At 41.9% G+C, this 26,189-nt stretch carries 25 protein-coding genes; 15 read left to right on the forward strand and 10 right to left on the reverse strand.

Translation table 11 applies throughout. From position 1 onward, the window contains the following. Window positions 1-142 precede the first annotated feature (142 nt). Window positions 143-1,819 carry an AMP-binding protein gene (locus tag DCO44_RS12525; protein WP_116762388.1) on the forward strand — a complete coding sequence of 559 codons (1,677 nt, stop codon included), beginning with the start codon at window positions 143-145 and terminating at the stop codon, window positions 1,817-1,819. 54 nt (window positions 1,820-1,873) lie between these two features. On the opposite strand, the gene DCO44_RS12530 is transcribed toward DCO44_RS12525, so the two are convergent. Further along, entirely contained in the window at window positions 1,874-2,260 is a 387-nt protein-coding gene (locus DCO44_RS12530; RefSeq protein ID WP_116762390.1) for a hypothetical protein, read from the reverse strand. Window positions 2,261-2,367: 107 nt separating this feature from the next. On the opposite strand from DCO44_RS12530, the gene DCO44_RS12535 reads away from it, so the two are divergent. Continuing rightward, on the forward strand, window positions 2,368-2,766 hold the full coding sequence (locus tag DCO44_RS12535) for an MAPEG family protein (protein WP_116762392.1): 399 nt from the start codon (window positions 2,368-2,370) through the stop codon (window positions 2,764-2,766). Window positions 2,767-2,878: 112 nt separating this feature from the next. After that, window positions 2,879-3,403: an inorganic diphosphatase gene (gene ppa / locus DCO44_RS12540; RefSeq protein WP_116762394.1), complete on the forward strand. Its 525-nt coding sequence runs from the start codon at window positions 2,879-2,881 to the stop codon at window positions 3,401-3,403. A gap of 101 nt (window positions 3,404-3,504) precedes the next feature. Here ppa and DCO44_RS12545 read toward each other — a convergent pair whose 3' ends face one another. Continuing rightward, the gene (locus DCO44_RS12545; RefSeq protein ID WP_116762396.1) at window positions 3,505-4,824 is read right to left on the reverse strand and encodes an OprD family outer membrane porin; all 1,320 of its coding nucleotides are present in this window, start codon (window positions 4,822-4,824) and stop codon (window positions 3,505-3,507) included. 1,248 nt (window positions 4,825-6,072) lie between these two features. On the opposite strand from DCO44_RS12545, the gene DCO44_RS12550 reads away from it, so the two are divergent. Next, window positions 6,073-6,843 (forward strand): TorF family putative porin, encoded by a 771-nt coding sequence (locus tag DCO44_RS12550; protein WP_116762398.1) that lies wholly within the window; start codon window positions 6,073-6,075, stop codon window positions 6,841-6,843. Window positions 6,844-6,909: 66 nt separating this feature from the next. Here DCO44_RS12550 and DCO44_RS12555 read toward each other — a convergent pair whose 3' ends face one another. After that, complete coding sequence (locus tag DCO44_RS12555) at window positions 6,910-8,397, reverse strand: YifB family Mg chelatase-like AAA ATPase (RefSeq protein ID WP_116762400.1); 1,488 nt, start codon at window positions 8,395-8,397, stop codon at window positions 6,910-6,912. Window positions 8,398-8,463: 66 nt separating this feature from the next. Beyond that, a complete protein-coding gene (locus DCO44_RS12560) occupies window positions 8,464-8,691 on the reverse strand; it encodes an accessory factor UbiK family protein (RefSeq protein ID WP_116762402.1) in 228 nt (75 codons plus the stop codon). 278 nt (window positions 8,692-8,969) lie between these two features. Here DCO44_RS12560 and glnK point away from each other — a divergent pair, with 278 nt between their 5' ends. From glnK to DCO44_RS12595, 7 genes are all read left to right on the forward strand, one after another. Beyond that, window positions 8,970-9,308 carry a P-II family nitrogen regulator gene (gene glnK / locus DCO44_RS12565; RefSeq protein WP_016168502.1) on the forward strand — a complete coding sequence of 113 codons (339 nt, stop codon included), beginning with the start codon at window positions 8,970-8,972 and terminating at the stop codon, window positions 9,306-9,308. Between the two features lie 58 nt (window positions 9,309-9,366). Continuing rightward, a complete protein-coding gene (locus tag DCO44_RS12570; protein WP_116762404.1) occupies window positions 9,367-10,770 on the forward strand; it encodes an ammonium transporter in 1,404 nt (467 codons plus the stop codon). Between the two features lie 140 nt (window positions 10,771-10,910). Then, window positions 10,911-11,372, forward strand: a complete 462-nt coding sequence (gene nrdR / locus DCO44_RS12575) for a transcriptional regulator NrdR (protein WP_116762406.1) — start codon at window positions 10,911-10,913, stop codon at window positions 11,370-11,372. A gap of 8 nt (window positions 11,373-11,380) precedes the next feature. Beyond that, the gene (gene ribD / locus DCO44_RS12580; RefSeq protein ID WP_116762408.1) at window positions 11,381-12,466 is read left to right on the forward strand and encodes a bifunctional diaminohydroxyphosphoribosylaminopyrimidine deaminase/5-amino-6-(5-phosphoribosylamino)uracil reductase RibD; all 1,086 of its coding nucleotides are present in this window, start codon (window positions 11,381-11,383) and stop codon (window positions 12,464-12,466) included. Continuing rightward, window positions 12,463-13,752 carry a DNA adenine methylase gene (locus DCO44_RS12585; RefSeq protein ID WP_116762410.1) on the forward strand — a complete coding sequence of 430 codons (1,290 nt, stop codon included), beginning with the start codon at window positions 12,463-12,465 and terminating at the stop codon, window positions 13,750-13,752. Before ribD ends, DCO44_RS12585 begins: the two co-directional genes overlap by 4 nt. Before the next feature lie 27 nt (window positions 13,753-13,779). Then, window positions 13,780-14,439, forward strand: a complete 660-nt coding sequence (locus tag DCO44_RS12590; RefSeq protein WP_116762412.1) for a riboflavin synthase — start codon at window positions 13,780-13,782, stop codon at window positions 14,437-14,439. Between the two features lie 108 nt (window positions 14,440-14,547). Continuing rightward, complete coding sequence (locus DCO44_RS12595; protein WP_116762414.1) at window positions 14,548-15,096, forward strand: VTT domain-containing protein; 549 nt, start codon at window positions 14,548-14,550, stop codon at window positions 15,094-15,096. Window positions 15,097-15,142: 46 nt separating this feature from the next. Here the strand turns inward: DCO44_RS12595 and DCO44_RS12600 are convergent, their stop codons facing one another. From DCO44_RS12600 to DCO44_RS12615, 4 genes are all read right to left on the reverse strand, one after another. After that, entirely contained in the window at window positions 15,143-15,361 is a 219-nt protein-coding gene (locus tag DCO44_RS12600) for a hypothetical protein (RefSeq protein ID WP_116762416.1), read from the reverse strand. Window positions 15,362-15,490: 129 nt separating this feature from the next. Then, window positions 15,491-16,126, reverse strand: a complete 636-nt coding sequence (locus DCO44_RS12605; protein ID WP_228157556.1) for a hypothetical protein — start codon at window positions 16,124-16,126, stop codon at window positions 15,491-15,493. Between the two features lie 22 nt (window positions 16,127-16,148). After that, complete coding sequence (locus DCO44_RS12610) at window positions 16,149-16,556, reverse strand: DNA polymerase III subunit chi (protein ID WP_116762418.1); 408 nt, start codon at window positions 16,554-16,556, stop codon at window positions 16,149-16,151. After that, entirely contained in the window at window positions 16,549-17,997 is a 1,449-nt protein-coding gene (locus DCO44_RS12615) for a leucyl aminopeptidase (protein WP_116762420.1), read from the reverse strand. Before DCO44_RS12615 ends, DCO44_RS12610 begins: the two co-directional genes overlap by 8 nt. A gap of 159 nt (window positions 17,998-18,156) precedes the next feature. Here DCO44_RS12615 and lptF point away from each other — a divergent pair, with 159 nt between their 5' ends. The 4 genes from lptF (at window position 18,157) to DCO44_RS12635 (ending at window position 23,188) form a co-directional block, all read left to right on the forward strand. After that, on the forward strand, window positions 18,157-19,257 hold the full coding sequence (gene lptF, locus DCO44_RS12620) for an LPS export ABC transporter permease LptF (RefSeq protein WP_116762422.1): 1,101 nt from the start codon (window positions 18,157-18,159) through the stop codon (window positions 19,255-19,257). 1 nt (window position 19,258) lies between these two features. Then, window positions 19,259-20,329 (forward strand): LPS export ABC transporter permease LptG, encoded by a 1,071-nt coding sequence (lptG, locus tag DCO44_RS12625; RefSeq protein ID WP_116762424.1) that lies wholly within the window; start codon window positions 19,259-19,261, stop codon window positions 20,327-20,329. A gap of 121 nt (window positions 20,330-20,450) precedes the next feature. After that, a complete protein-coding gene (gpmI, locus tag DCO44_RS12630) occupies window positions 20,451-21,998 on the forward strand; it encodes a 2,3-bisphosphoglycerate-independent phosphoglycerate mutase (RefSeq protein WP_116762426.1) in 1,548 nt (515 codons plus the stop codon). Between the two features lie 23 nt (window positions 21,999-22,021). Continuing rightward, window positions 22,022-23,188: a S41 family peptidase gene (locus DCO44_RS12635; protein ID WP_116762428.1), complete on the forward strand. Its 1,167-nt coding sequence runs from the start codon at window positions 22,022-22,024 to the stop codon at window positions 23,186-23,188. On the opposite strand, the gene DCO44_RS12640 is transcribed toward DCO44_RS12635, so the two are convergent. Both DCO44_RS12640 and DCO44_RS12645 read right to left on the reverse strand, forming a co-directional pair. Beyond that, on the reverse strand, window positions 23,189-24,598 hold the full coding sequence (locus DCO44_RS12640) for a sigma-54-dependent transcriptional regulator (RefSeq protein ID WP_165815717.1): 1,410 nt from the start codon (window positions 24,596-24,598) through the stop codon (window positions 23,189-23,191). 24 nt (window positions 24,599-24,622) lie between these two features. Then, the gene (locus tag DCO44_RS12645; protein ID WP_116762432.1) at window positions 24,623-26,182 is read right to left on the reverse strand and encodes a sensor histidine kinase; all 1,560 of its coding nucleotides are present in this window, start codon (window positions 26,180-26,182) and stop codon (window positions 24,623-24,625) included. Window positions 26,183-26,189: the final 7 nt, after the last annotated feature.

Genomic DNA, 26,189 nt, shown 5'->3' on the forward strand with positions numbered 1-26,189 from the left:
GTATTTGTCGAAATAAGTTATATATGTGGTTGTGTTCGTGGAAATGGACACGGGAATGTGCATTAACAAGCTAAATAAATACACACAAACCCGAAAAAAAAGCTGCATATTTTAAGGACTATAGATTGGAGAGATTGGGATTATGGAAAAGATTTGGTTCGCTGAATACCGCAAGACAGGAATTCCTGAAACTGTAGAATTACCCCCAGAGAACACTTCTTTGGTAGATGTATTTGAGCGTAATTTCCAAAAATTTGGTTCACGTGATGCCTTTATCTTTATGGATAAAGCACTGACTTTTAGTGAACTTGACGAAGCGAGTCGTAAATTTGCTGTTTATCTACAAAGTTTAGGTTTGGCGAAAGGTTCTCGTGTAGCAGTCATGATGCCAAACGTTCTCCAATATCCAGTGGTTGCTCTAGGTGTATTGCGTGCGGGTCTGGTGCTCGTGAACGTTAACCCGTTATACACTGCGCGTGAGCTTGAACACCAATTAAATGATTCAGGTTCTGAAGTTTTAGTCATTATTGAAAACTTTGCTTCGGTTTATCAGAGTATTATCGGTAAAACACCAGTAAAACATGTCGTGGTTGCCTCTGTCGGTGACATGTTGGGTACTTTAAAAGGGACTTTAGTCAATTTTGTGTTGCGTTCAGTACGTAAGCAAATTCCTACATGGAATATTCCAGGTCATATCCGTTTTAATGCGGCAATGTCAAAAGTAAGCCCAAGCAACTATAAACGTCCAAATCTAACCCTCAGTGATACAGCTGTTTTACAGTACACTGGCGGTACTACGGGTGTTTCTAAAGGTGCAGAGTTAACGCATCGTAACCTTGTGGCTAACTTATTACAGTGTGATGGTATTTTCCAAAGTAAATTTGGTGCTCAAGATGGTCAGCCAGATGACCGTATTTTCTGTGCTTTACCGCTGTATCATATTTTCGCATTTATGGTTTGTGCCATGTACGGTATGTATAAAGGTCAAGCCAATGTTTTAATTCCGAACCCGCGTGATTTACCTGCGGTGATGAAAGAATTACGCAAGTATCAACCAACGTTCTTCCCAGCAGTGAATACATTATTCAATGCTTTGGTCAATAATGAAGAATTTAAACAGCTCGACCACAGCAAGCTTAAAATGGCTATGGGCGGTGGTATGGCTGTACTTCCATCGACTGCAGAAGCCTGGAAAAAAGTCACGGGTACGAACATCGTTGAAGGTTATGGCTTATCTGAAACTTCACCAGTTGCAACGGCAAATCCACCTGCTTCGGATGAATTCAGCGGTACGATTGGTATTCCATTACCATTAACTGACATTGCAATTTTAGATGATGATGGCAATCCAGTTGCATTGGGCGAGCAAGGTGAAATCTGTATTCGTGGTCCTCAGGTCATGAAAGGTTACTGGAACCGTCCAGATGAAACTGCCAAAGTGATGGTGAATGGTTTCTTCCGTACAGGTGACATTGGTGTAATGGATGATCGTGGTTACACCAAAATTGTTGACCGTAAGAAAGATATGATTTTAGTGTCTGGCTTTAACGTATATCCTTCAGAAATTGAAGAAGTGATTGCGAAGCATCCAAAAGTTCTTGAAGTGGCTGCAATTGGTGTACCTGATGAGAAATCAGGCGAAGTACCAAAACTATTTGTTGTGAAAAAAGATGCCTCTTTAACTACTGAAGAAGTTCTTGAATTTGCGAAAGAAAACTTAACAGGCTATAAACGCCCACGTTATGTTGAGTTTATGGAAGAATTACCAAAATCGAATGTAGGTAAAATTTTACGTAAAGATTTGCGTAAAACTGCATAAGATTCAACCTGTCTAAAAAAAGCGCCTTGGGGCGCTTTTTTTTATGCCATTCACTTATTTTTTCTTCATCAGCCAGCGATCAAAATAAGGACGGCCTACGCCTGCAATACCAATGAAAATAAAGATGGTGCCGAATTGGCGACTGAAACCTGAACGGTTAAAGCTACCATAACTCAGGAAATTATCTGCCAAACAATAAATAAGCGCAATCAATACCCAATGCCATAAGGGTAAGCGACGAATGCCCACAGCCCAAAATGCAACCCAGAGTAAAACAAAGGTACATACGGTCGACCAGATGTTCAGGTTGGCACAAATGACGGTCAGTAAAAAAGCAACAATGGGGAACACAATGGCGAGTACACGATCCATCTGCCGTTGATGTTGGCGTTGTTTTTCCAGTTCATCGAACAGTTTGTGTTGCTCAGCATTAAATGACATAGCTATTCCCGAATGACTTGGTAATCAAAACACTATATTTAACAAAAAATATTCTAGAATTGCCATGTTATGATAAGTCTTATTGCTTCCTCACGAGAACAAAATTAATGCAAAGCATTAGCGGTATTGTCTATCTCATCTTAATTGCATGTTTATTACCTTATGTCTTTAGTTTTATTGCCAGACTTACGAGTGGTTTTCAGGTTAGAGATAATCAATATCCGCGTGAGTTTTTAAACAAGGCAACAGGTATTGCTGCACGTGCCAATGCTGCACAACAAAATAGTTTTGAAGGATTACCTTTATTTATTGCTGCTGTTTTAATGGCGGAATATATGGTGGTATCCCAAGCCGTGATTATGACTTTTGGCATAGCCTATTTGGTCTTACGTGTCGTCTATGGGGTATGTTATTTGGCCAATTGGGCGACATTGCGTTCAATTGTCTGGTGTCTGTCCTTATTGTGTCCAATTTCACTGCTGATCTTGGTGATCAAACTCAGCTAATGAACGTGCATATTCCCTATTTTTACGGGGCAGATGTATAATCGCTCCGTGATTAAACCGAAGACCTTAATTTCGGTTTCAATATAATTTAAATCGTTAAAGAGTTGATGCTATGAGCTACAGCAATATCCCAGCGGGTAAAGATGCACCAAATGACATTTATGTCATCATTGAAATTCCTGCAAACGCAGCGCCAATCAAATATGAAATTGATAAAGATTCTGACGCTTTATTTGTAGACCGTTTCATGGGTACAGCAATGTTCTACCCTGCGAACTATGGTTATGTACCAAATACTTTGTCTGAAGATGGTGACCCGCTTGACGTGCTTGTTGTAACACCGCACCCAGTTGAGCCAGGTTCAGTGATTCGTTGCCGTCCTGTGGGTAAATTAAACATGGAAGATGATGGCGGTATTGATGCGAAATTAATCGCTGTACCACATGAAAAATTAACGCCAATTTATAAAGACATTCAGGAATATACTGATCTTCCTCCGCTTTTAATCCAGCAAGTGGAACATTTCTTTGCTCATTACAAAGATTTAGAGCCAGGAAAATGGGTGAAGTTAACAGGTTGGGAAGGTTCTGAAGTTGCTAAGCAAGAAGTGCTTAAAGCAATTGAAGCTGCAAAATAATTTCTAAGTAAAATAAGGGTTTAGATGAATTTATTTTTCTGAACCCATAAAAAACCTGCACATTGTGCAGGTTTTTTTAAATCTCTGAAAATGACTTCAAATTAGAAGAATTTTACAGGGACATCTAACCAGATACGCCATTCGTTGGTGTCACCAATGTATGCAGATTGGTAAGCATCGCTTGCACGATAATATGAGTGACGTAAACGTAAGCTTGCATCTTTAGCAAAACCAGATTGAACGGTATATTTCACTTGGTTAAAGAATTCACGTTCTTGAGCGCTGTCAGTTACATCTTTAACTTTGATATCCCAACCGTAAACATAAGCAGTTGTCCATGTTAAACCTGGAACATTCATACCTGCAAAGTTGTAAGTGTATTGGAGTTGAGCCGATTTTTCATCGTTACCAATAAAGTCAGAAAGGTAAGAGTTTGGTAGATAGATACTTTGACCACCATCAGCATTTTCACCGTAGTCATAACCAACATTACCACTGTTTTGTTGGTACGCTAACATTACATTATGGTTACCAGTATTGTAAGTACCAGAAACTGCCCAAATGTTGTTAGTTTTTTCTTCGCCTGCAATCATGCTATCAGCATAATCAGGAGCAACAGTACCAGTTGCTGAATATGTTTTAGCATTAGCATCAAACTTAGTGTGATAGCCACTGAAGTCGTATGTTAAAGAGCTATTATTTGCCAAAGCTTGTTTGTAGTTGGCATTCACATAATGGCGTTCAAGTGCATTTTTGCTGTCTAAGCCATAGTAAGATGCATTGATTTGATCATTAAACTTGTATTTTGCACCCCAAACCACTGCACGGTCTAAGTGACGACCATCAGTATTAATTTGGTCTGAATATTGGTCTTTAGTGAATTTACCCGCAGTTAATTCTAAACCGTTAATTTCACGGCTCGTTGCCAATACACCTTCAAAGTATTCTGGAACTAAACGAGCAGTATTACTTGCAAGTACTGGTAAGTCGAGTACTTGAGTACCGTAACGAACTTCAGTGTTAGAAATACGTGCTTTTACGATACCACCACCACGACCCCAGTGATCGTAAGTATCACCAGAGTTTTCTTTACCATTTAACGTTTCGCGTGGAATCATGTTGTTTCCAGCGTTTTTGTTATCTCCGATTTTGAATGAGCCATCACCAATGATGCCCACACCAAAACCGACAATACCTTGTGTATAGCCTGATTCGATTTTAACCATAGCAGTTTGAGCAGCTGAGCTTGTATCTGCTTTGCCATTTTTTTTGTCACGAGATAAATAACCAGTGCGGAACAACACTGATCCTTCAGCATCTTCTACAAATCCTTTTGCTTCACTTTGTTCGCTTGCATAAGCTGTAGTAATAAGGGCAGCCTGAATTAATACTGCTAATGTAAGTTTTTGCGCTTTTGGCATAAGAAACAACCTCAAAAAAGTTAGATTCAGAATTTCGTTTTTTGGCATAACTCGAAATTTTAATAAATTGTATAATTAATCTATAAAAAAGATAGATTTTTATTAATTTTATTTCATTCTTGTTACCAGCTACTTGACGAGATTACATTATTGTTGTTGGGAAATGGATAAGTATATTTTATACATAAGCCATTCATTCATAATAAAAATATATTTTATTAAATGGAAAATTTCCACTGTTTTTGTTTCGATCAAACAAAGAAAAATCACATTTTTCTTTGTTTATTTTTTCTTCAATATTGGCTTGATTGGCTATTTTGTATGCGAATTGTGTCTTGCTTTTATGAATAGATTTAATTTCTAAATGAAAATGAGAAATGTTTCATTTAGGTGCAGGGCAATTTCCTTTGAATGCCGAGCATATAATGTTGGAATAAATTGTGCTTCGCAGCATATTAAAAATTTGGGTGTGGTCAGTAATAGTGCGTGTATTTTGTACAACCTGTGGTGTGAAACTCTATTTTTGAACAGAAATGAAGCATTTTGAGCACTCAATCAAAACGGATTGATTCAAATTTTGCCAATCAAATGTGCTCTGAGCAGTAAAAGCCAAACAGAAATATGCATCATCGATCAATGACGTCTGGTTTCTGGCTAGAAATACCATGATTAAAGCGAATCTTGGTCTGTTGAAAAGAATGCGAATGCCATAAAGGGATGGGTCTTATACGACTTCAATGATTGGTAATCTCAAAATACAGCCTAGGTTTTTATTCAGCAATCAACCATCTTTGAAATAAACAATATAAAAATAATCAATGTTCTGCATGATGTGCCCATTGCCTTAATTAAAGCCTTTTAAATAAGTAACCATGCTAATGATCTAGGTCATTTCGAAGATCAATATGAATCAGTCTTATTGGAAAATTTTGATAAAAAGTAAAAAATAATTTTTATAAGTATCTGTTATTTATTGTTTTATATGAAATTTACGGTCTTTTTACGTTACAGATAGGTTGAGTCGTTTTATGGTATGGCCGATGAAGTTCAGAACTTTTTAGACACAGCGTATGGTTTATAAAACCCTATCACGATGCAAATTGATAGTTCAGCCTGAAGTTTCTCAATATTTGACAGCGAACAGCAACGTGACAAATATTTTTTAAAGTTGGCATAGCGCTTGCTAATACATTTCTGAGTTTATTAATTACAGCAAAACGTCGTAATTCGATGTGGGGGAACCTCAGAATGAAATTCACATTAAAAGTATTATCTATGGCGGTTGTTGCGGCGGCTTCAACATTTACCTTTGCAGATGATCAAGCAGCATCACCATTTGGTCTTTCTTTTAGCGGCAATGCAGCAGTAACAACAGACTATCGTTTCCGTGGATTGTCTCAAACTCAAAATGATCCAGCGGTTCAAGCAGGATTCACACTTGCACATGATTCAGGTATGTATTTTGGGCTTTGGGGTTCCAATGTAAACTTTGGTTCGGGGACCCCAAGTTTAGAACTAGATCCATCGTTGGGTTTTGCAACCACATTGGATAGCTTTGCCAGCAAACCTTTATTGGATGTGGGTGTGGTGTATTACAACTATCCAAGTGCAACTGACTTAAGTTGGGTTGAATTTTATGGCAAATTGACTTTCGCAAGTGTGTTGGCTGAAGGGGACAGCATTCTGACCAATGTGAACTTTACCAATGATTATGCAGGTGCAGATACAAACAGTTGGAATGTGAATGCAGGCTACGCTGTTCCATTTGGTTCAACAGGTTTTGGCGGTGTAGCAAGTGTGGGCTATACCGTTGTGGATGATGAAGACAAATATTCATTTGGCGGCGATGATAACTATGTAGATTGGAAAGTCGGTGTTAACTATGCATTTCAATCAATTTCTGGTGCAACGGCTGAATTAGCAGCGATAGGTACAAATATTGATACAGATGCTATGGATGATGCAACCGCTCGTGGCGTAGAAACAGGTGCAGTCTTTACCTTAACCAAAACATTCTAAATTTAAGGGTGTTAAAAAAACCTCTAGTTCTAAGAACTAGAGGTTTTTATTTGGAATTTAACCGTATTAAAGGCTTTGCTGCCGATACGATAGAGCTTCACTTAAATGTCCAGTTTGAATTTCAGCCGAATTTGCCAAGTCAGCAATGGTTCTGGCCACTCTCAAAACTCGATGATAAGCCCGCGCAGATAAATTTAAACGTTGTTGAGCCAATTCAAGCATTTTTTGGGTTTGCTCATTCAATCCTGCAAATTGTTCCAGTTGCTGTGGGTTCAAAGCATGATTTAAACAATTTTGTCGTTGAATTTGTTGCTCATAGGCTTGAGTCACACGATGACGTACTTGATCAGAATTTTCAGCAGGTGCATGTGCTTGTAATTCATGTACCGTAAGCGGTGGTACATCAATATGCAAATCTATGCGATCTAATAGAGGGCCAGAAATTCGATTTTGATAACGTTTGATGGCCTCTGTGGAACATTGACAACGTTGATCTTGATTAAACGCGTAGCCACATGGACAAGGATTCATGGCAGCGATTAACTGAAAATTGGCAGGATAAGTCATTTGACGAGATGCCCGAGAAATCACAATTTCTTTGGATTCTAAAGGCTGTCTAAGCACTTCTAAAACTTTGCGATCAAATTCAGGAAGTTCATCTAAAAACAGGACACCTAGATGCGCTAAAGTAATTTCGCCTGGTTTAGGTTGTGACCCTCCACCCACCAAGGCAATGGCCGAAGCGGTATGATGTGGCGCGCGAAAAGGGCGATGTCCAAAATGATGCTGCGTATTGGCAACAGAATAAATACTGGCTACTTCTAAATTTTCACTAGAACTGAGTGGTGGAAGAATACTGGGTAAACGCGATGCCAATAGTGTTTTACCTGTGCCTGGGGGACCACGAAACAGTAAGGAATGACCACCTGCTGCTGCAATTTCTAAAGCCCGCCGTGGACGAAGTTGCCCTTTCACATCAGCCAGATCAAATTTATAGCGATGTAAAGGTGAGTCGACAGGCTTTTGCACAGGAGATAACGGCTTGTGTTGGCTTAAGTGTTCGCTCACTTCTTTGAGATTTTTTGCTGCATACACGTCAAAATGGGGCAGTTGTGCTGCCTCCAATGCATTTTGTTCGGGCAAAACCAATTGGTGTTGCGCTTGCTGACACGCGATGGCAATACTCAAGGTTCCTGTGGTTGGGCGTAATTGACCATCTAGCGCCAATTCCCCAATAAATTCAAGATGATCGATATTTTGTTCTGGGAGTTGCCCAGACGCAATTAAAATGCCCAAGGCAATCGGTAAATCTAGGCGTGAACCATCTTTGGGCAAATCTGCCGGTGCAAGATTAATCGTGAGACGTTTACTGGGAAACTGAAAACCACTATTAATAATAGCTGAACGGACTCGATCTTTACTTTCCCGAACAGCAGCTTCTGCTAATCCTACAATGGTAAGTGATGGTAATCCTTGACTTAAATGAACTTCGACTTCAATCAGTGGGGCATGCAGCCCCAATAGCCCTCGCGTATTTATTTTTGCAAAAGACATGTTGTTGTTCCATTTTGGTGCGTTATTTTTGATCGTTATTGGTTTTTTATTGCACTAATAGTGTGCTTATTTTTTGTTCTGAATTTTTTGTTCGAGTGCTTCGACTTGGAGAAGTAATTCGGTTAAACGTTGATTGGCATTGTGAAGCGCAGTTTTCTGACGTTCAATTTCGTCACGAGAAACTAAATCCATTTTAGTGACAGCCTCATTTAATAAGGCTCTTAAATTATGTTCCAAATCAGTTTTTGGTTGTTCTACTTGTTCTAGAATGGCTTGTAATAAAGTTTCAATCATTGTTTTATCCATATTGCTGGAGAAGAGCGGGAGCAGTTTAGCATTGCTTCGACAGAGACTATAGTGCTATCGCAATAATCCTTGACACGATCTGGAAAAAATAGCCGACTTTTGGCTAAAAATCTCGAATATTAAAGACCTAAGCTTCGATTAAAAGACAAAAATAAGGTATAAATAGAGTTGTGTATCAGATTTTTATTTCCCTCAACCTTAGAAATCTTGGCACGAAAATTGAACATAAAACCTTACTGGTGAAAAAAGCCGAAGGAAAAACAAACATGAAGCTAGTAACTGCAATTGTAAAACCCTTTAAATTAGATGATGTGCGTGAAGCATTGTCAGAAATTGGTGTTCAAGGGATCACTGTAACAGAAGTCAAAGGTTTTGGCCGTCAAAAAGGTCATACTGAGCTGTATCGTGGTGCTGAGTATGTCGTTGATTTTCTTCCAAAAGTTAAAATTGAAATCGCAATTAGTGACGAAATGGTTGATGCAGTGATTGAATCGGTCACTCGTGTTGCGAGCACTGGAAAAATTGGTGACGGAAAAATCTTTGTGACTAACTTAGAGCAAGTGATCCGTATTCGTACAGGTGAAACAGGTCCAGATGCTGTTTAATTTGGCATAAAGTTTGCAGAGTATCGAGTAACTCGCAAAATTAGGTTGGGGGACACGAATGAAAAAAATGCTACTCGCGCTGAGTTTATCAGGCGCACTTTTAGGTGGTTCTGTTGCTTGGGCTGAAGAAGTAACAGCATCTGCTCCATCAGAAGAAGTCACAACAACAGTGGAAACGACTGCGGCGGCATCGCCAGATGTACAAGCAGTTGCGACACCTGCTCCAGCTGAAGAAGCTGCAGCTCCTGCGGCTGAAGAACCAACCCTCGATACGGGTGATACAGCTTGGATTTTAGTTTCTACCGCATTGGTCTTGTTAATGACCATTCCAGGTTTGGCACTTTTCTACGGTGGTATGGTTCGTAAGAAAAACGTTTTAAGCACCATGGCACACAGTTTTGTTGCTGCGGCCGTTGTGAGCCTTGCATGGGTAATTGTGGGTTATACACTTGCATTTACTGAAGGAAATGCCTTTATTGGTGGTTTTGATAAAATCATGCTGTCAGGGATTACCACCACAGCATTAACAGGCACAATTCCTGAAATTCTCTTTGTTATTTTCCAAATGACTTTTGCCATTATTACCGTTGCCATTATTAGTGGTTCCATTGCTGAACGGATGAAATTTGGGGCATTTGTGGCATTTATCGCGATCTGGGTAGTTGTGGTGTATGCGCCAATTACGCACTGGGTTTGGGGTGGCGGTTGGTTATTTAACGATGGCGCACTTGATTTTGCAGGCGGTACAGTCGTACATATTAACTCAGGTGTTGCCGGGCTAGTGGCTGCATACATGTTAGGTAAACGTATGGGGCTAGGTCGTGAATCTATGGCACCTCATAACCTGACATTAACGGTTCTTGGTGCAAGCCTTGTATGGGTCGGTTGGTTTGGTTTTAACGGCGGTTCAGCACTGGGTGCAAATGGTTCAGCAGGTTATGCACTGGTCACCACACAAGTTGCAGCAGCGGCAGCGGCAATCGCATGGTTAATTACTGAAAAAGTGGTACGCGGTAAAGCATCTGTACTGGGTGGTGCATCTGGTGCGGTAGCAGGTCTGGTCGTGATTACTCCTGCGGCTGGTTTTGTGACCGTTGGTGGCGCCTTGGCGATGGGTCTGATTGGTGGTGTAGTTTGTTTCTGGGGGATTACTGGTCTGAAACGTGCCCTTAAAGCAGATGACTCATTAGATGCTTTCGGTTTACACGGTGTTGGCGGTATTGTGGGGGCAATTCTCACAGCAGTCTTTGCCAGTGAATTCATCATGGGAGATAAAGCACCTGCAAATATGATGAGCCAATTGTGGGTTCAAATTGAAGGTGTACTTGCGACTATTGCTTACTCTGCAGTGTTAACTTTCGTGATCTTAAAAGTGATTGATGTGGTGATTGGTATTCGTGTAGAAGCTGATGATGAACGTATGGGTCTTGACTTAAGTCAACATGGCGAACGCATTGAATAGTTTTCTCGCGATATAATCAATATATTGTGTAAAACAGCCCGAAAGGGCTGTTTTTTTTCCATATCTAGCGTAATGCTCTACAAAAACCATAATTTTTGCTACACTCAGAATTCAAAAATGTTTTGTTTAATTCGACCGTCATGCATTGTCCTTTTTGCAACGCCGCAGACAGTAAAGTCATCGACTCGCGCTTAGCCGCTGAAGGCTGTCAAATCAGACGTCGCCGTGAATGTATTAGTTGCGGTGAGCGTTTTACCACATTTGAAAGTTATGAAGTGGTCATGCCACGTGTGATTAAATCAGACGGTAAAAATGAACCTTTTGATGAAGCCAAGCTACGCCGCTCGTTAATGCATGCGTTACAAAAGCGTCCCGTCACACAAGAACAAATTGAAGCTGTGTTGAGCGATATTCAGCTACATATTCGCCGTTTAGGAGAACGTGATGTGAAGTCACGCACTATCGGGGAAATTGTTATGCAAGCTTTATTTGCCTTGGATCATGTGGCTTATGTACGTTTTGCTTCGGTGTATCAGGACTTTCAGGACGTGGAAGCTTTTCGTCGTCAAATTGAACAAATGCAACAACGTGAACATGAATGAGTGTGCCCATGTCTGAGTTAAACCAAGACCAAGTTTGGATGCAGCGCGCTATTCGCTTAGCACAGCAGGGGCAATACTCCACCAAACCTAATCCGAATGTCGGTTGCGTGATTGTCAAAGATGGACAATTGGTCGGAGAGGGCTTTCATCCACGTGCAGGACAACCTCATGCGGAAGTGTTTGCCATGCGCCAAGCTGGTGATCAAGCACATGGTGCAACAGCTTATGTCACCTTAGAACCTTGTGCGCATTATGGCCGTACTCCACCTTGTGCCAAAGGCTTGGTTGACGCAGGAATTGCACAAGTTGTCGTTGCTTGTTCAGATCCTAATCCTTTAGTGGCAGGAAAAGGTATTCATATTCTTCAGGAAGCCGGTATTCAAGTCAGGACTGGGGTGTGTGAGGCTGAAGCCGCGACCTTGAATCGAGGCTTTCTCAAGGCGATGGCAACAGGTTTACCTTATGTGCGCTTGAAAGTTGCCTCCAGTTTGGACGGTCGAACCGCAATGGCATCAGGTGAATCGAAATGGATTACTGGCGCAGAGGCTCGATTGGATGTTCAGCACTGGCGTGCCATTTCAGGGGCAGTGATTACAGGCATTGATACGATTTTGGCAGATGACTGTTTATTAAATGTGCGTCAATTGCCAGACGTTGAAGATATCAATACGGTAGTGCAGCCCAAACGCGTTATTTTAGATCGACAAGGTCGCTTACCTTTAGATACCCAGATTTTACAACAGCCCGATACAGTCATGGTAATGGGACCTTTCCGTCCTGAACTGGCGCAGTTGGGCGTGATACAGTTAGAAATTCAATCTTTAGAAAGTTTGTTAAGAACCCTAAAAGATTTTCAAATTTACGATGTGTTGGTCGAAGCGGGCGCAACCTTATCCAGTGCTTTTCTCAAGCAGGCATTGGTTGATGAACTGATTAGTTATGTTGCACCCACCTTATTAGGTCAATCTGCACGTGCGATGTTTAATGCGGAATTTACGCATTTGGCAGAGCAACTTCGATTTAAGCTCATCGATGTTTCCCAAGTGGGAAATGATGTGCGCTTAAGGCTAACACCCATTCAAGAGTCTATATGAATCAAGAGTCTACGGTTTATCATAAACGACGTCACGCGGCACGGACCACAGACGAATACTTATTTCATCAATTGGTTCCTTATTTAGGAAACAAGCGTCGTTTATTACATCTGATTTTAGAGGCACTTGAGCAGACAGGAACCTTGAATGCCAAAGGTCGTTCGCCTATTTTTGCTGACTTTTTTGCAGGTAGTGGCGTGGTTTCCCGTTTGGCACGTCAGAATGGTTATCGTGTCATTGCCAATGACTGGGAACCTTATAGTCATGCCTTAAACCATGCCATTCTGGCCTGTACGGATGCGCCTGCATTTAAAGAGTTGGGCGGCTATCAAAAGGCGATTGATTATTTAAATCGGTTGCCAGAAGTGAAGGGTTGGGTCACACATAACCTGTGCCCACGCAATGATGAAATTTACGATCCCGCTCGTGACCGATTGTTCTTTAAACGTCGCAATGGTATGCGGATAGATGCAATTCGTCAGCAAATTGCCACTTGGCAAGCGCAAGGCGCGATTGACGATATAGAAATGAGTGCTTTGTTGGCGCCGTTGTTGTATTCAGCCAGTTTTGTCAGCAATACCAGTGGTGTCTTTAAAAGTTTTCATCATGGTTGGGGCGGTAAAACCCAAACAGCCTTGGAGCGTATTGAATCCTTGCTCTGGCTAACCCCAAGCCGTTTTTGTGAAATAGGCGATCCAAAACGCCCTGCCGCAGAAATGTGGTGTGTCGATGCACAGCATTTAGCCAATCAGATGAGTGGTTTTGAAGTGGATGTGGCGTATTTAGATCCACCGTATAACCAACATGCTTATAGCAGTAACTATCATGTGTTGAATGCGCTGACCTTATGGGATCAGGTGGATTTGCCAAGCCCAGACACCAAAGGCTTTAAGAGTGGAATTGACCGCGCGTGGCGTAAAGAGCGCCCGAGTCCTTACAATTCTTCTAAGTATGCCAAGGAAGCCTATGAAAAATTACTGTCGACCATCAATGCACGTTATATTCTGACCAGTTATTCAACCGATGGTAATATTGAAGCTGCCGATTTACTCAAAGCCAATCTTGAGCGTGGACGTGTCACGCTGTTAACCCAAGATGTCCCGCGTTATCGGGTCAGTAAGCAACGTCAGTCGGAGCGCGCACGTGTGTTGGAATTTATTGTGATTACCGACACTCATGCTAAATCTGGTCCGCCACTACGTCAGTTACTCGGTCAACTGTATCATTTCGCAGAATTGGGTGGAGTTGATACCTCAGGTGTAAGTACCCAGTTGGCATTGTGGTAAGTCCAAATTCAGGAAAGAGAAAAGATTATGTTTACAGGAATTATTGAAAGCCTTGGTCGAGTCGAAAGCTTGCAAAGTGTGGGCGGTGATGTACGTTTACGTATTCAAACGGATTTGGACATGTCAGATGTACATTTAGGTGATTCGATTGCCACCAATGGAATCTGCTTAACGGTGATTGAATGGGGCGATACGTGGTACGCCGCCGATGTTTCACGTGAAAGTTTGAATCGAACGACGTTGGGGCACTGGAAAGTTGGTCAACCAGTCAATGTAGAAAAAGCCATGTTGCCGACCACACGTTTTGGTGGGCATATTGTCAGTGGTCATGTGGACGCCGTGGGGGAGATTACCTTGGTGCGTGAAGATGCGCGTTCACTCTATTTTGAAGTCACTGCGCCCCTAGAAATTGCCAAGTATTTGGCCGAGAAAGGGTCGGTGACGGTGGATGGCATTAGTCTGACCATCAACCATTTACGCGGCAATATCATCAGCCTGAACTTAATTCCACATACGGCAGAACGGACCAATATTGGGACGTGGAAAACGGGTTCGAAAGTGAATTTGGAAGTCGATGTCTTGGCACGTTATATCGAACGTTTATTGTTGGGTGATAAAGCCGCAGAGACCCAAGCACAGTCAAAAATCAGTATGGATTTCTTGGCGGAAAATGGCTTTTTAAAATAAAAAGTATATATCGGATGCGAAAACAGCCTAAACTACAGGGCTGTTTTCGTTTCTATTCGAGTGAAATAAAGCACGTGATACTTAAATTGATTAGCGTAGATTTATGTAATGCTTGATTTTTTTCTAAATCTAGAACAAATGTTGCCGCTTCTATTGTCGCAGTATGGCGTCTGGATTTACGCCATTTTGTTTCTGATTATTTTTGCAGAAACGGGCTTTGTTTTTATGTTTTTTCTGCCTGGCGATAGTTTATTGATCGCTATAGGTGCTTTGTGCTCATCCTCTGCCATTATTCAGCTGCATAGCATGGGAACATTACTCATAATTGCCGCGATATTGGGTTATGCCGTAAATTATTATACGGGTAAAAAATTAGGCTTTAAGTATTTACACCGTCATTCACGTTGGATAAAGCCCGAGTATCTAAGTAAAACCAACCATTACTTTGTCAAACATGGTGGTAAGACCATTATTCTGGCGCGGTTTATTCCCTTTGTACGTTCATTTGCTCCTTTTGCTGCAGGTGCAGGCGAGATGAAACTTTCCCGTTTTATGTGGTACAACACCATTGGAAGTGTAATCTGGATTGGCGTTTTACTGAGTATTGGTTATGGCGCGGGCAATATCTTTTTTGCCACCCTTACGTTTATGGAGTGACCTGTTCAAACAAGTCACTCAACTTTACGGGACGAATATTTAAAGGTTAATGCTTAATAATGGTCACGACAGGTTCATCATGCCAAGTTGCACTGAATCCTTGTGGGGAGAGGCTAAAAAGTCCTTTTTCCGACTCGCGCGAGAGAAACACCGAAAGTGATTGAAAATCGGTGCGGCTAATCAGTAGTTTTTGAGCAGAAACAATCCATTGTTCGCCTGAATCGAGAGCAGCAATGCGGTGAGAAACGTGGTTCAGTAGGTCCATTTTTTCTTCCTAATTTATTGATATGTCAATTTTTGGCGTCAACACTTCAAAGTTTTGTTTTAAAGTGATGACCATATTGTGACATTTATGTGTCATTTTCATGACACACATCAAATTGAAGTAGAAAAATTAAACCGTTGGTTTTACATCAGAAAAATTAGAATTATGTAATATGTATTCAATTTCTTCTTGCGCTGCGGCACGCAATTTATTGCGGAATTTACTCACGGCTTGTTCAATGTGCGCTTCAGCTTCAAGTTCTAAACGTAAACGCACAGTTTCCAATTCAGACAAAATCTGTTGATCTGAAACATGCACCATGCCTGGAGCAAAGTCCAGATTTTGGTGACTATCATTGACGTGATAGCGTTCGGTATAGCGCAGCGTTTCTTGTTCAATATGCTGGCGCAAGGTGTCTAAAGTATGTGTTTGTTCAGCATATTGACGTTTTTCATCCGCAAAGAGTTGTTGCGCATAGTGTTCAGTTGCAGCCCGCTTATTGGCTAAGGATTGCTCTAAAGCCAATTGATGACGAACTCGCGCTTCTTCAATTAGGCGTGCTTTGAGATCGGCATAGGCTTGTTCAATGGTTTGTTGTGCTTGCTGTTGTGCTTTCTGATCTGCTGCGAGCCAGAGCTGTGTTTGTGTCTCGGGCTGTAATAAATCACAAATATGATTCAGATCATCCATAAATGTCTGACGTACAGCTTCAGGCGCTTCTAGCCAGCGCTGTTTAAAATCTGGACCGACATTTAATGCCACCATATTTCTCCCTAAGGTTGAACAGTTAAAGCTTGAAAGTTTGAGGTTCAATGCCTAAACGTCGATATTGTTTAAATTTTTCACGACCGAGCTGTTTAGCAGAATCATTATTTTCAATAATTTCTATAATTTGGCTAAATTCATGAAATTGATCAAGTGCCTGATTGTTAAAATTAAACACAATCCAATCATTTTCTGTGGGTAAGCGTGCCGAGATGCAGATACTGGCATGTTCTTGGTCAATACCATGTCCAATAAAGCTGGCTGCATCGAAACTCCATAAGCGTTCATCCAATTGCTGCTGCAATGCGGCATCGGGACAATACAGCCAAATCCGTTTGGGTTGACGCAGAATTTTACGACACAAACGGCAAGTACTTTCAACTTGCCGTTCTGGACTTTTTTCAAACAGATAAAAGCGAACTTTAGCCATTCGTGTTAACGCGGTTGGCTAAGAATTGCATTAACAATGGCACTGGACGTCCAGTTGCACCTTTGTTGCTGCCCGAAAGCCATGCTGTGCCTGCAATATCCAAATGTGCCCAACGATATTCACGGGTAAAACGTTGCAAGAAGCATGCAGCGGTCACTGCACCTGCTTTTGGACCACCAATGTTACCAATGTCGGCAAATGGTGAGTCGAGCTGCTCTTGATAATCATCAATCACAGGCATACGCCATACGCGGTCAAAGCTGGTCTGACCTGCGGCATTTAATTCAGCAGCGAGTTCATCATCTGGGGTAAACATGCCTGTTAAGACAGAACCTAAAGCCACCACACATGCACCTGTTAAGGTCGCAATATCAATCACCAATTCAGGGTTGAAGCGTTTGATATAGGTCAAGGTATCACAGAGCACCAAACGACCTTCGGCATCGGTATTTAAGATTTCAACCGTTTGACCACTCATACTGGTGACAATATCTCCAGGGCGGGTGGCATGACCAGACGGCATATTTTCTGCGGCGGCAATTGCACCCACCACATGAATGGGCAATTTTGCTTCACATAAAGCACGTAAGGTGCCAAGTACAGAGGCGGCACCACACATGTCGAATTTCATTTCGTCCATGCCTAGACCGGGTTTGAGTGAAATACCACCTGTGTCGAAAGTCACGCCTTTACCGACCAAAACAATCGGTGCTTGATCTGGTTGACCTTTGTATTCCAGAGTAATAATACGACCCGGGCGGTCTGAACCACGGCTGACTGCTAAAAAGGCAAACATGCCCAGATCGGCCATTTCCTGTTCATTGATCACGGTAACTTTGAGTTGCTCTGGGTATTGCTGTGCCAAAGCTAAAGCTTGATCGGCTAAATATTCAGGGAAACAGATATTGCCCGGACGGTTACCTAAGTCACGTGCATAATCCTGACCTGATTGAATGGCTTGAATCAGGCCTAACTGTGAATGATTTAAAGGACTTTGCGCAGCAATAAGTCCAATTTCATTGAGTAAAAATTCATTCTTTTTCGATTTAAATTCATCATAGCCATAAGTTGCTTGAGTGAGGCTTAAGGCAAATAAATAATGCAAGGCTTCAGGTAAAGCATTCAGATCAACTTGAATCTGCTGATATTTTTTTTGTGAAGATTTGATAATGCTTTGTGCAATTTTTGCTAATTTTGCAGGTTGCAAATCTTCAACTTTGTCGAGTCCAATTAGAACCGTGTGAGCAAATCCGGGAATCTTTGCCAAGAGTGGTAAAGTTTCGTTGAATCCAGCTTTAAATTGCGTGGCTTGTACAATCTGTTCTAAGTCATTGATTTGATATGTTGATGCGATCTGAGCAAGCTGAGCATTGTCGGCTAAAATGAATAAAGCCTGATCGGTAGCGGGAGTGGGTAGAGCGGTATTCAAGCTGAGTTTCATAGGGGGTCTTCACGCCTTTGAGGGTTTTAAGTCATTCAGCCATTGAAACATTTTTATGGTTCGAGTTTCAATGCAGAAGCAGGGGAATAGGTTTTATATTTTTAACATTCGGGTAAACTAACGGTAGTTTTTACTCTTTTTGAAATTGGAAGAATCAATTTGATTATTCGGCGTTATTTAGTCAAGCAAGTGGTGTCTAATTCATTGGTTGTGATTGGCTTATTGACCTTAATCATGATGGGCGGCCGATTAATCAAGTATTTCGGTGTCGCTGCTCAAGGTCGTTTAGATGCGAGTATTTTATTCAGCATCATCGGTTATCGTTTGCCTGAGTTTTTAACGCTGATTTTTCCTTTGGGATTTTTTATTGGTCTGATGCTGGTGTTTGGTCGTTTATATGTCGATCATGAAATGGCTGTCCTGAACGGAAGTGGCGTCAGCCGACATCAATTGGCACGCATGCTGATTCCATTGACCTTGGTATTTATGCTGTTACAGGGTGTGTTAATGCTCTGGATGTCACCTTGGGGCCTACGTCAGTTTGAACAACTGACCACCAGTCAGGCAGTACGTACGGGTTTCGATTTGGTTCGCCCTAAAGAGTTTATTTCTTCGGGTCGATATACCATCTATGCCGGCGATTTATCAGAAGATCGGCGAAATCTGAAAGATATTTTCTTTTATCAACGTGCAGAAAAAGAAGGTAAGCCAGACGTCATGATTCTGGCAAAAGAAGCAACACGTGTTGAAGTGGCGAATGACAGCGCCAATGTGGTCGATTTGATCCAAGGTCGTCGTTATGAAATCTATTCAGGTCAACCAAAATATACCCAAGCCGAATTTCAAAGTTATCGCTTGCGTTTAGAAAATGATAAAGAAGCTAAATTCGAAAGTGCTGAAGTCGAGGCATTAACCACGAGTAAGTTATGGCAAAACCGTAATGACCCAACTGTTGCCAGCGAGTTGGGTTGGCGGATGTTTGTTCCACTGGTCATGATTGTGGCATTAGCATTGGCTGTGGCTTTGTCTGAAGTGAGCCCACGTCAGGGACGTTATTTAAAACTGTTTCCTGCACTGTTGATTTTTGCCAGCCTAATTGTCGCGATGATGGCGATAAAAACCCGTGTCAGCAAACAGGAAATTGGAATTTGGGCCTATCCGTTGGTGCTCTTTGTCTATGCAATGGCAGCCGCGATTTTCTCGCGTAAGCAAAAACTAGCTCCAAAAATTAAGAAGCAGATTCAGCGAGTGAGGTCTTAAAATGTTTGCACGTCGTATTGTCGCGAAACATGTGACTAAGACCACAGCCTATGCCATGTTGGGGGCGACAGCGGTCTTGTCGGTATTACAAATTCTATTTACCTATTTGGGGGAATTAAGTGAGCTGAATGACACCTATACCGCTTGGCAGGCTCTGATTTATGTCTTATGGGGTGCACCACGCTATCTGTATGAGATTTTACCGATTGCTGCTTTAATTGGAGCGGTATTGGGCTTAGGCACCATGGCATCTAACAGTGAATTGATTGTGATGCGTTCCATCGGGATTAGTTTGTGGCGTATTGTGGGCTGGGTGATTCGTTCAGCTTTAATTCTGGTGATTTTATCCTTCGTATTAAGCGAATGGGTCATCCCCTATACCAATGAACAGGCCAAGAGTGTGAAAAGCCATCGTAGTGTGGCAGCTCTGGGCGAAGTAAAAGGCTATTGGACGCGTGAAGGGCAGCGCTTTATTTATATTGATTATGCCAACTCAAAAGGTCAATTGCGTAATATTCAAGTGGTCGATTTTGATCAAGAATACCGTTTAAATAGTGTATTAGATGCTGAACAAGGACAATTTGTTCAAGATGGTCGTTGGAATTTAAAAGACACTGAACAGGTAGAAATTCAGGATGCAGGCAATGCGGTCAAACGCGATGCAGTACAACAACCCTTGGCTTTGGCATTACAACCGAAATATGTCCATATGGTCACTATTGATCCTGAAGATTTATCGCCGAGTCAATTGGTCAGCTTTATGAGTTATATGCATGAATATAGCCAAGTGCCTAAAACCTACCAATTGGCATTCTGGCAAAAAGTGGGTTCGCCATTTGCTTTAATCGCGCTGGTCTTGATTGCCTGTTCTTTTATTTTTGGACCATTACGTCAACAATCGATGGGCTTTCGTTTGGTGATTGCTTTATTTATTGGACTTGGTTTCTTTTATTTACAGGATTTTCTGGGTTATGCCAGTTTGGTGTATAGCCCGTCACCCGCTTGGTTTGTATTCGTACCAATTGTCTTTATGTTTGTGGTGGGTGGCTATTTATTGCGCCGTGCACGCTAAGAATTTGTACAGATCGGAGAAAACAATCTGTACAAGTGAGTTTAACCCTGTCGCATACATGGAGTCTTGAACGAAAATTCGGTAAGATATAGCGACCAATTTATAGACAAGAGTGTAAATCATGACGGATGCAACTGCCGGCAAAGTCCCCCACGTATTGGTAATTATGGATGGTATTGGACACCGTGAAGCGGTTAAAGATAATGCCTTCCTTGCAGCACAACGACCAAACTTGACTGCTATGCAACAAAAGCATCCGCATGGATTAATCTCTGGTTCTGGTGAAGATGTTGGCTTGCCAGATGGACAAATGGGTAACTCAGAAGTCGGTCATATGAATTTGGGTGCAGGCCGTGTGCTGTATCAAGATTTTACCCGAATTACCAAAGACATCCGTACAGGTGCTTTTTTTGAACAGCGAGTATTGATCGATGCAGTTGAAAAAGCCAAAGCCGCTCAAGGTGCAGTCCACATTATGGGCTTACTCTCCGAAGGTGGTGTACATTCACACCAAGACCATATTGTGGCAATGGCAGAGCTAGCACTCAAACGTGGCGTTCAAGTATATTTACATGCCTTCTTGGATGGCCGTGATACTCCACCTAAAAGCGCGCAGCCGTCATTAGAAAAACTCGATGCTTTATTTGCGCAATATCCAAATCAAGGGCGTATTGCCACTATGATTGGTCGTTACTATGCCATGGATCGTGATAACCGTTGGGATCGCGTGGAACAAGCCTATCGTTTATTGACAGAAGGTGAGGCGGTTCGTACGGCTGCAACGGCAGTTGAAGGTTTGGAGCAAGCATACGCAGCCGATGAATCTGATGAATTTGTCAAAGCGACACGCATTGGTGATGTGGCTAAAGTTCAAGACGGTGACAGCATTGTCTTTATGAACTTCCGTGCTGACCGTGCGCGTGAAATTACCAAAGCCTTTGTAGAGCAAGATTTTGCTGGCTTCGAACGTAAAGTTGTGCCGAATTTGTCGATGTTCGTGATGTTAACGCGTTATCAAGCGACCATTGATGCCCCTGTGGCTTATATGCCTGAAGCATTGCATAACTCATTGGGTGAATACCTTTCTAATTTAGGTAAAACACAGTTGCGTATTGCTGAAACGGAGAAATATGCGCACGTAACTTTCTTCTTTAGTGGTGGTCGTGAAGACGAATATCCTGGTGAAAAACGTATTTTAATCCCATCACCAAATGTTGCGACTTATGATTTAAAACCAGAAATGAGCGCTTATGAAGTGACTGATGAGTTGGTCGCGGCGATTAATTCGGGTGAATATGATCTGTTGGTGGTGAACTATGCCAATGGTGACATGGTGGGGCATACTGGTGTATTCCAAGCAGCAGTGAAAGCTGTAGAAGCGGTGGATACCTGTTTGGGGCGTGTGTACGATGCTGTGATGGCAAACAAAGGCCATATGCTGATTACTGCCGATCATGGTAATGTGGAGCAAATGCAGGACTATGTGAGCGGGCAAGTGCATACTCAACATACAACAGAATTGGTCCCATTTATTTATGTGGGTCCAACCCAAGCCACTATTGCGGAAGGTGGTGTGTTAGCGGATGTTGCACCAACCTTGTTAAATTTGATGCAATTGCCTGTTCCAGCAGAAATGCAAGGTCGTAATCTTATTACCCTACAAGCCTAAGTCGGCTTTTCACAGGTGAATCAATGACACAACACTTGAAATTTGTTATTCCCTTAACAGCGTTATTCATGTGTTGTGGACCTGCAATTGGGGCAGTGAATGAGACTGACACTGCTCCAGATTTTGATGAAGTCGAACAAAGTTATCCTGAAGTCCCTGTTGAATCGATTCAGCAGTTTGTGCAGATTTATGGCATTGTCAAAGACAATTACGTCGATAATAAAAACGATGAACAACTTTTCCAACAAGCCATTCAGGGTTTGGTGAGTGGTTTAGACCGTTATTCTCGTTATTTATCGCCCGAAGATTATAAGCAGTTGGTGCAATATACCGATGGTGACTTGGCTTCGGTCGATTTTAGTTTAAGTTATGACAATCAGCGTCAATGGACCATTCAAGGACTCAAGCCGGAAGCCGATGCCTATAAGCAAGGCTTACGTAATGGCGTTTCTGTTTTCAAAATTGATGATCAAGAATTAAGAAAGCTGAACCGTGAACAGGTCAATGCTTTGTTGTATGGTGCAATTGGCTCGCCTTTAAGTGTGCAATTGGGGCAGAACACCAAGCCCATCAGTTTGGTTCGGACCAAGAAAATTGAAACAGACATTGAGGCACAACTGCTACATAATCAAGTGCTGTTGCTTAAAGTTCGCGTGTTTCAACAAGATACAGCCAATGAAATTAAGCGTTTAATTGAAGAAAACAACCCATCCCGTCTTAAGGCGGTGCTGATTGATTTACGAAATAATCCCGGTGGTTTATTGTCTGCAGCGGTGGAAACGGCGGATTTATTTTTAAATCAGGGCATTATTGTCACCACCAAAAGTCGCTCAGAAGGTAATCAGCAATTTCAAGCTTTACCTAGCTCGGAATTTCAGAATCTGAAAGTTGGTGTATTAATTAATGCTCGATCTGCATCTGCAGCAGAAGTTTTTACGGCCGCGATGAAAGAGCATCGTCGTGCTTGGGTGATTGGGGAAAAAAGTTATGGTAAAGGTGTGGTCCAGAAACTGTTTCCATTGTCGAATGGTACTGCGCTACAAATGACGGTCTCTCATTATTACACCCCATCAGGGAAGATGATTGAAGGCATTGGCATTCAACCCGATCAGCAATATCCCTTGCAACATGATATGAAGGAAGAGACCTATCTAGAGCATGCTGCAGAGATCATTGCTAATCGCCGTTAATTATTCATCAGTATCCAGTCCAAACTTTTTCAGGCGATAACGCAAAGAGCGGAAGGACATCCCCAGTTTTTTGGCAGCCAAAGTACGATTCCAATGCGTAATATTCAATGCATTGAGCAGAATCTCTTTTTCAATATTTTCTAGATACAGTTCTAATCCTTCATCAGGCAATTTTCGAGGCACTAGGGTTAATTCTGAAGGCGTTGTCAGCATTTGCTCAATCGACGATACTGGTACGTGGATGCTGCGACGTAAGGGTGCACTTTGTAAATGCTGAATATCAATATAGTCTTCATCACTTAACGTAATGGCACGCTCGATGATATTGCGCAGTTCACGGACATTGCCTGGATAGTATTGTGCCAATAAAAAATCTTTCGCACGTGTGGTTAATGCTTTGACTTCAATTTCCCATTCACGACAGACTTTGTGAATAAAATGTTGCGCGAGAATTAAAATATCCTGACCGCGTTCGCGTAATGGCGGTAGAACCAGATCCATCACATGAATACGGAAAAATAGGTCTTGTCGGAATTTACCTTGCTGAACCAGTGATTCTAAGTCTTGGTGGCTGGCACTGATCACACGGAAATCGACATCAATTTCAGTATCTGAGCCAATTGGACGAATGGTTTTTTCCTGCACTGCACGGAGCAATTTGACTTGCATATTCAAAGGCAGTTCGGCAATTTCATCTAAAAATAAACTACCGCCATGTGCAGATTGAATCAAACCTTGTTTATCTTGAGTTGCGCCAGTAAAGCTGCCTTTTTTGTGTCCAAACAACTCACTTTCGAGCAGGTCTGAAGGAATAGCGCCACAGTTAATGGCAATAAAAGGGCCTTCGTTGCGATTACTGAGGCGATGAACCAAGTTCGCCACAACTTCTTTGCCTGTACCAGATTCACCTGTAATAAACACGGGAGCTTGTGAGCGAGCGATCTTCTTTAAGGTGACACGGAGTTGTTGGATAGGTACAGACTGACCAATCAGCATGCGTTGTTCAAGTGCATCTTCGCTAGAAGCCTGTTGCTGCACAGGATTGTTCAGAGCTTTCTGTAAGAGCTGTTCAAGATGGGTTTGTTTAATCGGTTTACTGACAAAGTCAAAAGCCCCTGCTTTGAGTGCGGCAATCGCAATGTCCATATTGCCATAGGCCGTCAGCACTGCGACAGGTAACTGCGGATATCGTTGAGAAATTTCCTCAACCAATTCCAAGCCACTCCCGTCAGGGAGATTTAAATCCGTAAAACAAACATCATAGTGATGTTCAGACAACATTTTTTTGGCCTGTGTTAAACGATAAGCCACATGCGTCTCGATTCCCATACGGCTCAGCATCATTTGCATCAGCGTACATAGGTCTTCTTCGTCATCTACAAATAAAACGAGTGGTTGTTGCGCCACTATAACACCCCAGTAAAAATTGAATTATTAAGTTAGCTGTCGGCATTGAATGCGAAAGCAAGCTCCCTGTTGTTGTTCTACATAGCTTAAGAGGGCTTGATTGGCCTCGCAAAAGCTATGTGATAGATATAATCCTAAACCTGTTCCTGTAATCGCGGTACTAAAGAACGGTTGAAACAGGTGGGCTTGATCGTGAATCGCCACGCCTTCCCCAAAATCACACACATCAATGTGAATGTTTTTATCCTGCGTATAGCAGTGGAGTTCTATTGTACTGCGTTCAGGTGAATTATGTCGGATTGCATTGCGAATTAAATTAATTAATACCTGTCTAAATTGTGCTTCATCAAAGTTTAAACTGAGCTTTGGGGCAATATGACATAAAATTTTAGTCTTAAGATCGGGTAGGTCTTCTTGAATAAAAATCGGGATAAAATGATCTAATTGTATGCTAATCGGTTGAGTGCCTTGATTACGGACCATACTTAAAGTGTCTTGCACAATTTTGTCAATCCGCTTGGTTTGCTTGCTAATCATTTGGCTCAGCGTTTGCTGTTGATCAACCGTACTGTGCGGCAGTAATTCATTGGCTTGAACAATGGCTGCCAAGGGGTTACGAATTTCATGCGCAATACTGGCAGAGAGCTGCCCCAACGCAGCCAATTTTAATTGTTGTACCTGTTGATTCATTTTTTGCCCATCTTGAATGACCAAAAGCGTCAGTACCTGTTGAGGGACAATCAGTTTCTGCACTTCAATATGCAAATGATAGCGACTGAGCTGAGATTCAAACTGAAATTTTTCCCCGTTTTGCACCTGATCAAAGTCCAGTAACTCAAATAAATCGGGTTGTAGTTTATACAGCGGATATTTATCAAAGGCGTAAAATGGCGCAATGCCCAGTAAAGCACAGGCAGCGGGGTTGCTTAAAACAATATGGCAGTTTTCATCTAAGACCAAATAGCCAGTTTCAATTTGTTCCAAGATATAGCGGTTAATGTTTTGCAGACGTTTCAGTTCTTGTGATTGGGAAAAATTGACATGATCGAGCAGTTGGAAACGACGAACTGCAATTTGTCCACAGGTATAAAAGACAAAAAATAAAACCGCCAAGATCACACTATTCCCCAGATTCTGGAATGAATGTTGGGTCAGAAAGTTGATCAAGAATTGTTGATAGATCACAGCAATCACCGCAATTAGCGTAATAATTAAGGCTTTTTGCGTATTGAGGAGTAACGAAGCTGCAAAAATGGTGGTTAAGAACAGGATACTGATACTTAAATTCGGACCATTGGTGGCGATGGTGAGTAGGCTTAAGGCAACAACATCGACAATGAAAATGAATGCGAACTGCTGAGGAATATGCTGTTTAAAATGCTTCAGATTAAAAAATTGTACGCAGTTAATGAAAAAATAGCCCCAGAGCACATAAAAATACAGTTGGGGAAATTCGTAGTTGGTTGAGAGTTCATCTTGGGTCAGAATAAAAATGAGGACCAGACAACTGGTGATCAATAAGCGGTAAGCGGCATACCACAGCCCAAAAAAGTATTGATTTAATTCGAAATATTGGGAATGTTGCATGCTGCAA

The organism is Acinetobacter sp. AM (assembly GCF_003105055.1).
Lineage (GTDB): Bacteria > Pseudomonadota > Gammaproteobacteria > Pseudomonadales > Moraxellaceae > Acinetobacter > Acinetobacter tibetensis.

Excerpts from the sequence above, each read along its gene's own strand:
- DCO44_RS12525 (WP_116762388.1), top strand. The coding sequence starts at position 143 with ATGGAAAAGATTTGGTTCGCTGAATACCGCAAGACAGGAATTCCTGAA.
- DCO44_RS12530 (WP_116762390.1), bottom strand. The coding sequence starts at position 2,260 with ATGTCATTTAATGCTGAGCAACACAAACTGTTCGATGAACTGGAAAAA.
- DCO44_RS12535 (WP_116762392.1), top strand. The coding sequence starts at position 2,368 with ATGCAAAGCATTAGCGGTATTGTCTATCTCATCTTAATTGCATGTTTA.
- ppa (WP_116762394.1), top strand. The coding sequence starts at position 2,879 with ATGAGCTACAGCAATATCCCAGCGGGTAAAGATGCACCAAATGACATT.
- DCO44_RS12545 (WP_116762396.1), bottom strand. The coding sequence starts at position 4,824 with ATGCCAAAAGCGCAAAAACTTACATTAGCAGTATTAATTCAGGCTGCC.
- DCO44_RS12550 (WP_116762398.1), top strand. The coding sequence starts at position 6,073 with ATGAAATTCACATTAAAAGTATTATCTATGGCGGTTGTTGCGGCGGCT.
- DCO44_RS12555 (WP_116762400.1), bottom strand. The coding sequence starts at position 8,397 with ATGTCTTTTGCAAAAATAAATACGCGAGGGCTATTGGGGCTGCATGCC.
- DCO44_RS12560 (WP_116762402.1), bottom strand. The coding sequence starts at position 8,691 with ATGATTGAAACTTTATTACAAGCCATTCTAGAACAAGTAGAACAACCA.
- glnK (WP_016168502.1), top strand. The coding sequence starts at position 8,970 with ATGAAGCTAGTAACTGCAATTGTAAAACCCTTTAAATTAGATGATGTG.
- DCO44_RS12570 (WP_116762404.1), top strand. The coding sequence starts at position 9,367 with ATGAAAAAAATGCTACTCGCGCTGAGTTTATCAGGCGCACTTTTAGGT.
- nrdR (WP_116762406.1), top strand. The coding sequence starts at position 10,911 with ATGCATTGTCCTTTTTGCAACGCCGCAGACAGTAAAGTCATCGACTCG.
- ribD (WP_116762408.1), top strand. The coding sequence starts at position 11,381 with ATGTCTGAGTTAAACCAAGACCAAGTTTGGATGCAGCGCGCTATTCGC.
- DCO44_RS12585 (WP_116762410.1), top strand. The coding sequence starts at position 12,463 with ATGAATCAAGAGTCTACGGTTTATCATAAACGACGTCACGCGGCACGG.
- DCO44_RS12590 (WP_116762412.1), top strand. The coding sequence starts at position 13,780 with ATGTTTACAGGAATTATTGAAAGCCTTGGTCGAGTCGAAAGCTTGCAA.
- DCO44_RS12595 (WP_116762414.1), top strand. The coding sequence starts at position 14,548 with ATGCTTGATTTTTTTCTAAATCTAGAACAAATGTTGCCGCTTCTATTG.
- DCO44_RS12600 (WP_116762416.1), bottom strand. The coding sequence starts at position 15,361 with ATGGACCTACTGAACCACGTTTCTCACCGCATTGCTGCTCTCGATTCA.
- DCO44_RS12605 (WP_228157556.1), bottom strand. The coding sequence starts at position 16,126 with ATGGTGGCATTAAATGTCGGTCCAGATTTTAAACAGCGCTGGCTAGAA.
- DCO44_RS12610 (WP_116762418.1), bottom strand. The coding sequence starts at position 16,556 with ATGGCTAAAGTTCGCTTTTATCTGTTTGAAAAAAGTCCAGAACGGCAA.
- DCO44_RS12615 (WP_116762420.1), bottom strand. The coding sequence starts at position 17,997 with ATGAAACTCAGCTTGAATACCGCTCTACCCACTCCCGCTACCGATCAG.
- lptG (WP_116762424.1), top strand. The coding sequence starts at position 19,259 with ATGTTTGCACGTCGTATTGTCGCGAAACATGTGACTAAGACCACAGCC.
- gpmI (WP_116762426.1), top strand. The coding sequence starts at position 20,451 with ATGACGGATGCAACTGCCGGCAAAGTCCCCCACGTATTGGTAATTATG.
- DCO44_RS12635 (WP_116762428.1), top strand. The coding sequence starts at position 22,022 with ATGACACAACACTTGAAATTTGTTATTCCCTTAACAGCGTTATTCATG.
- DCO44_RS12645 (WP_116762432.1), bottom strand. The coding sequence starts at position 26,182 with ATGCAACATTCCCAATATTTCGAATTAAATCAATACTTTTTTGGGCTG.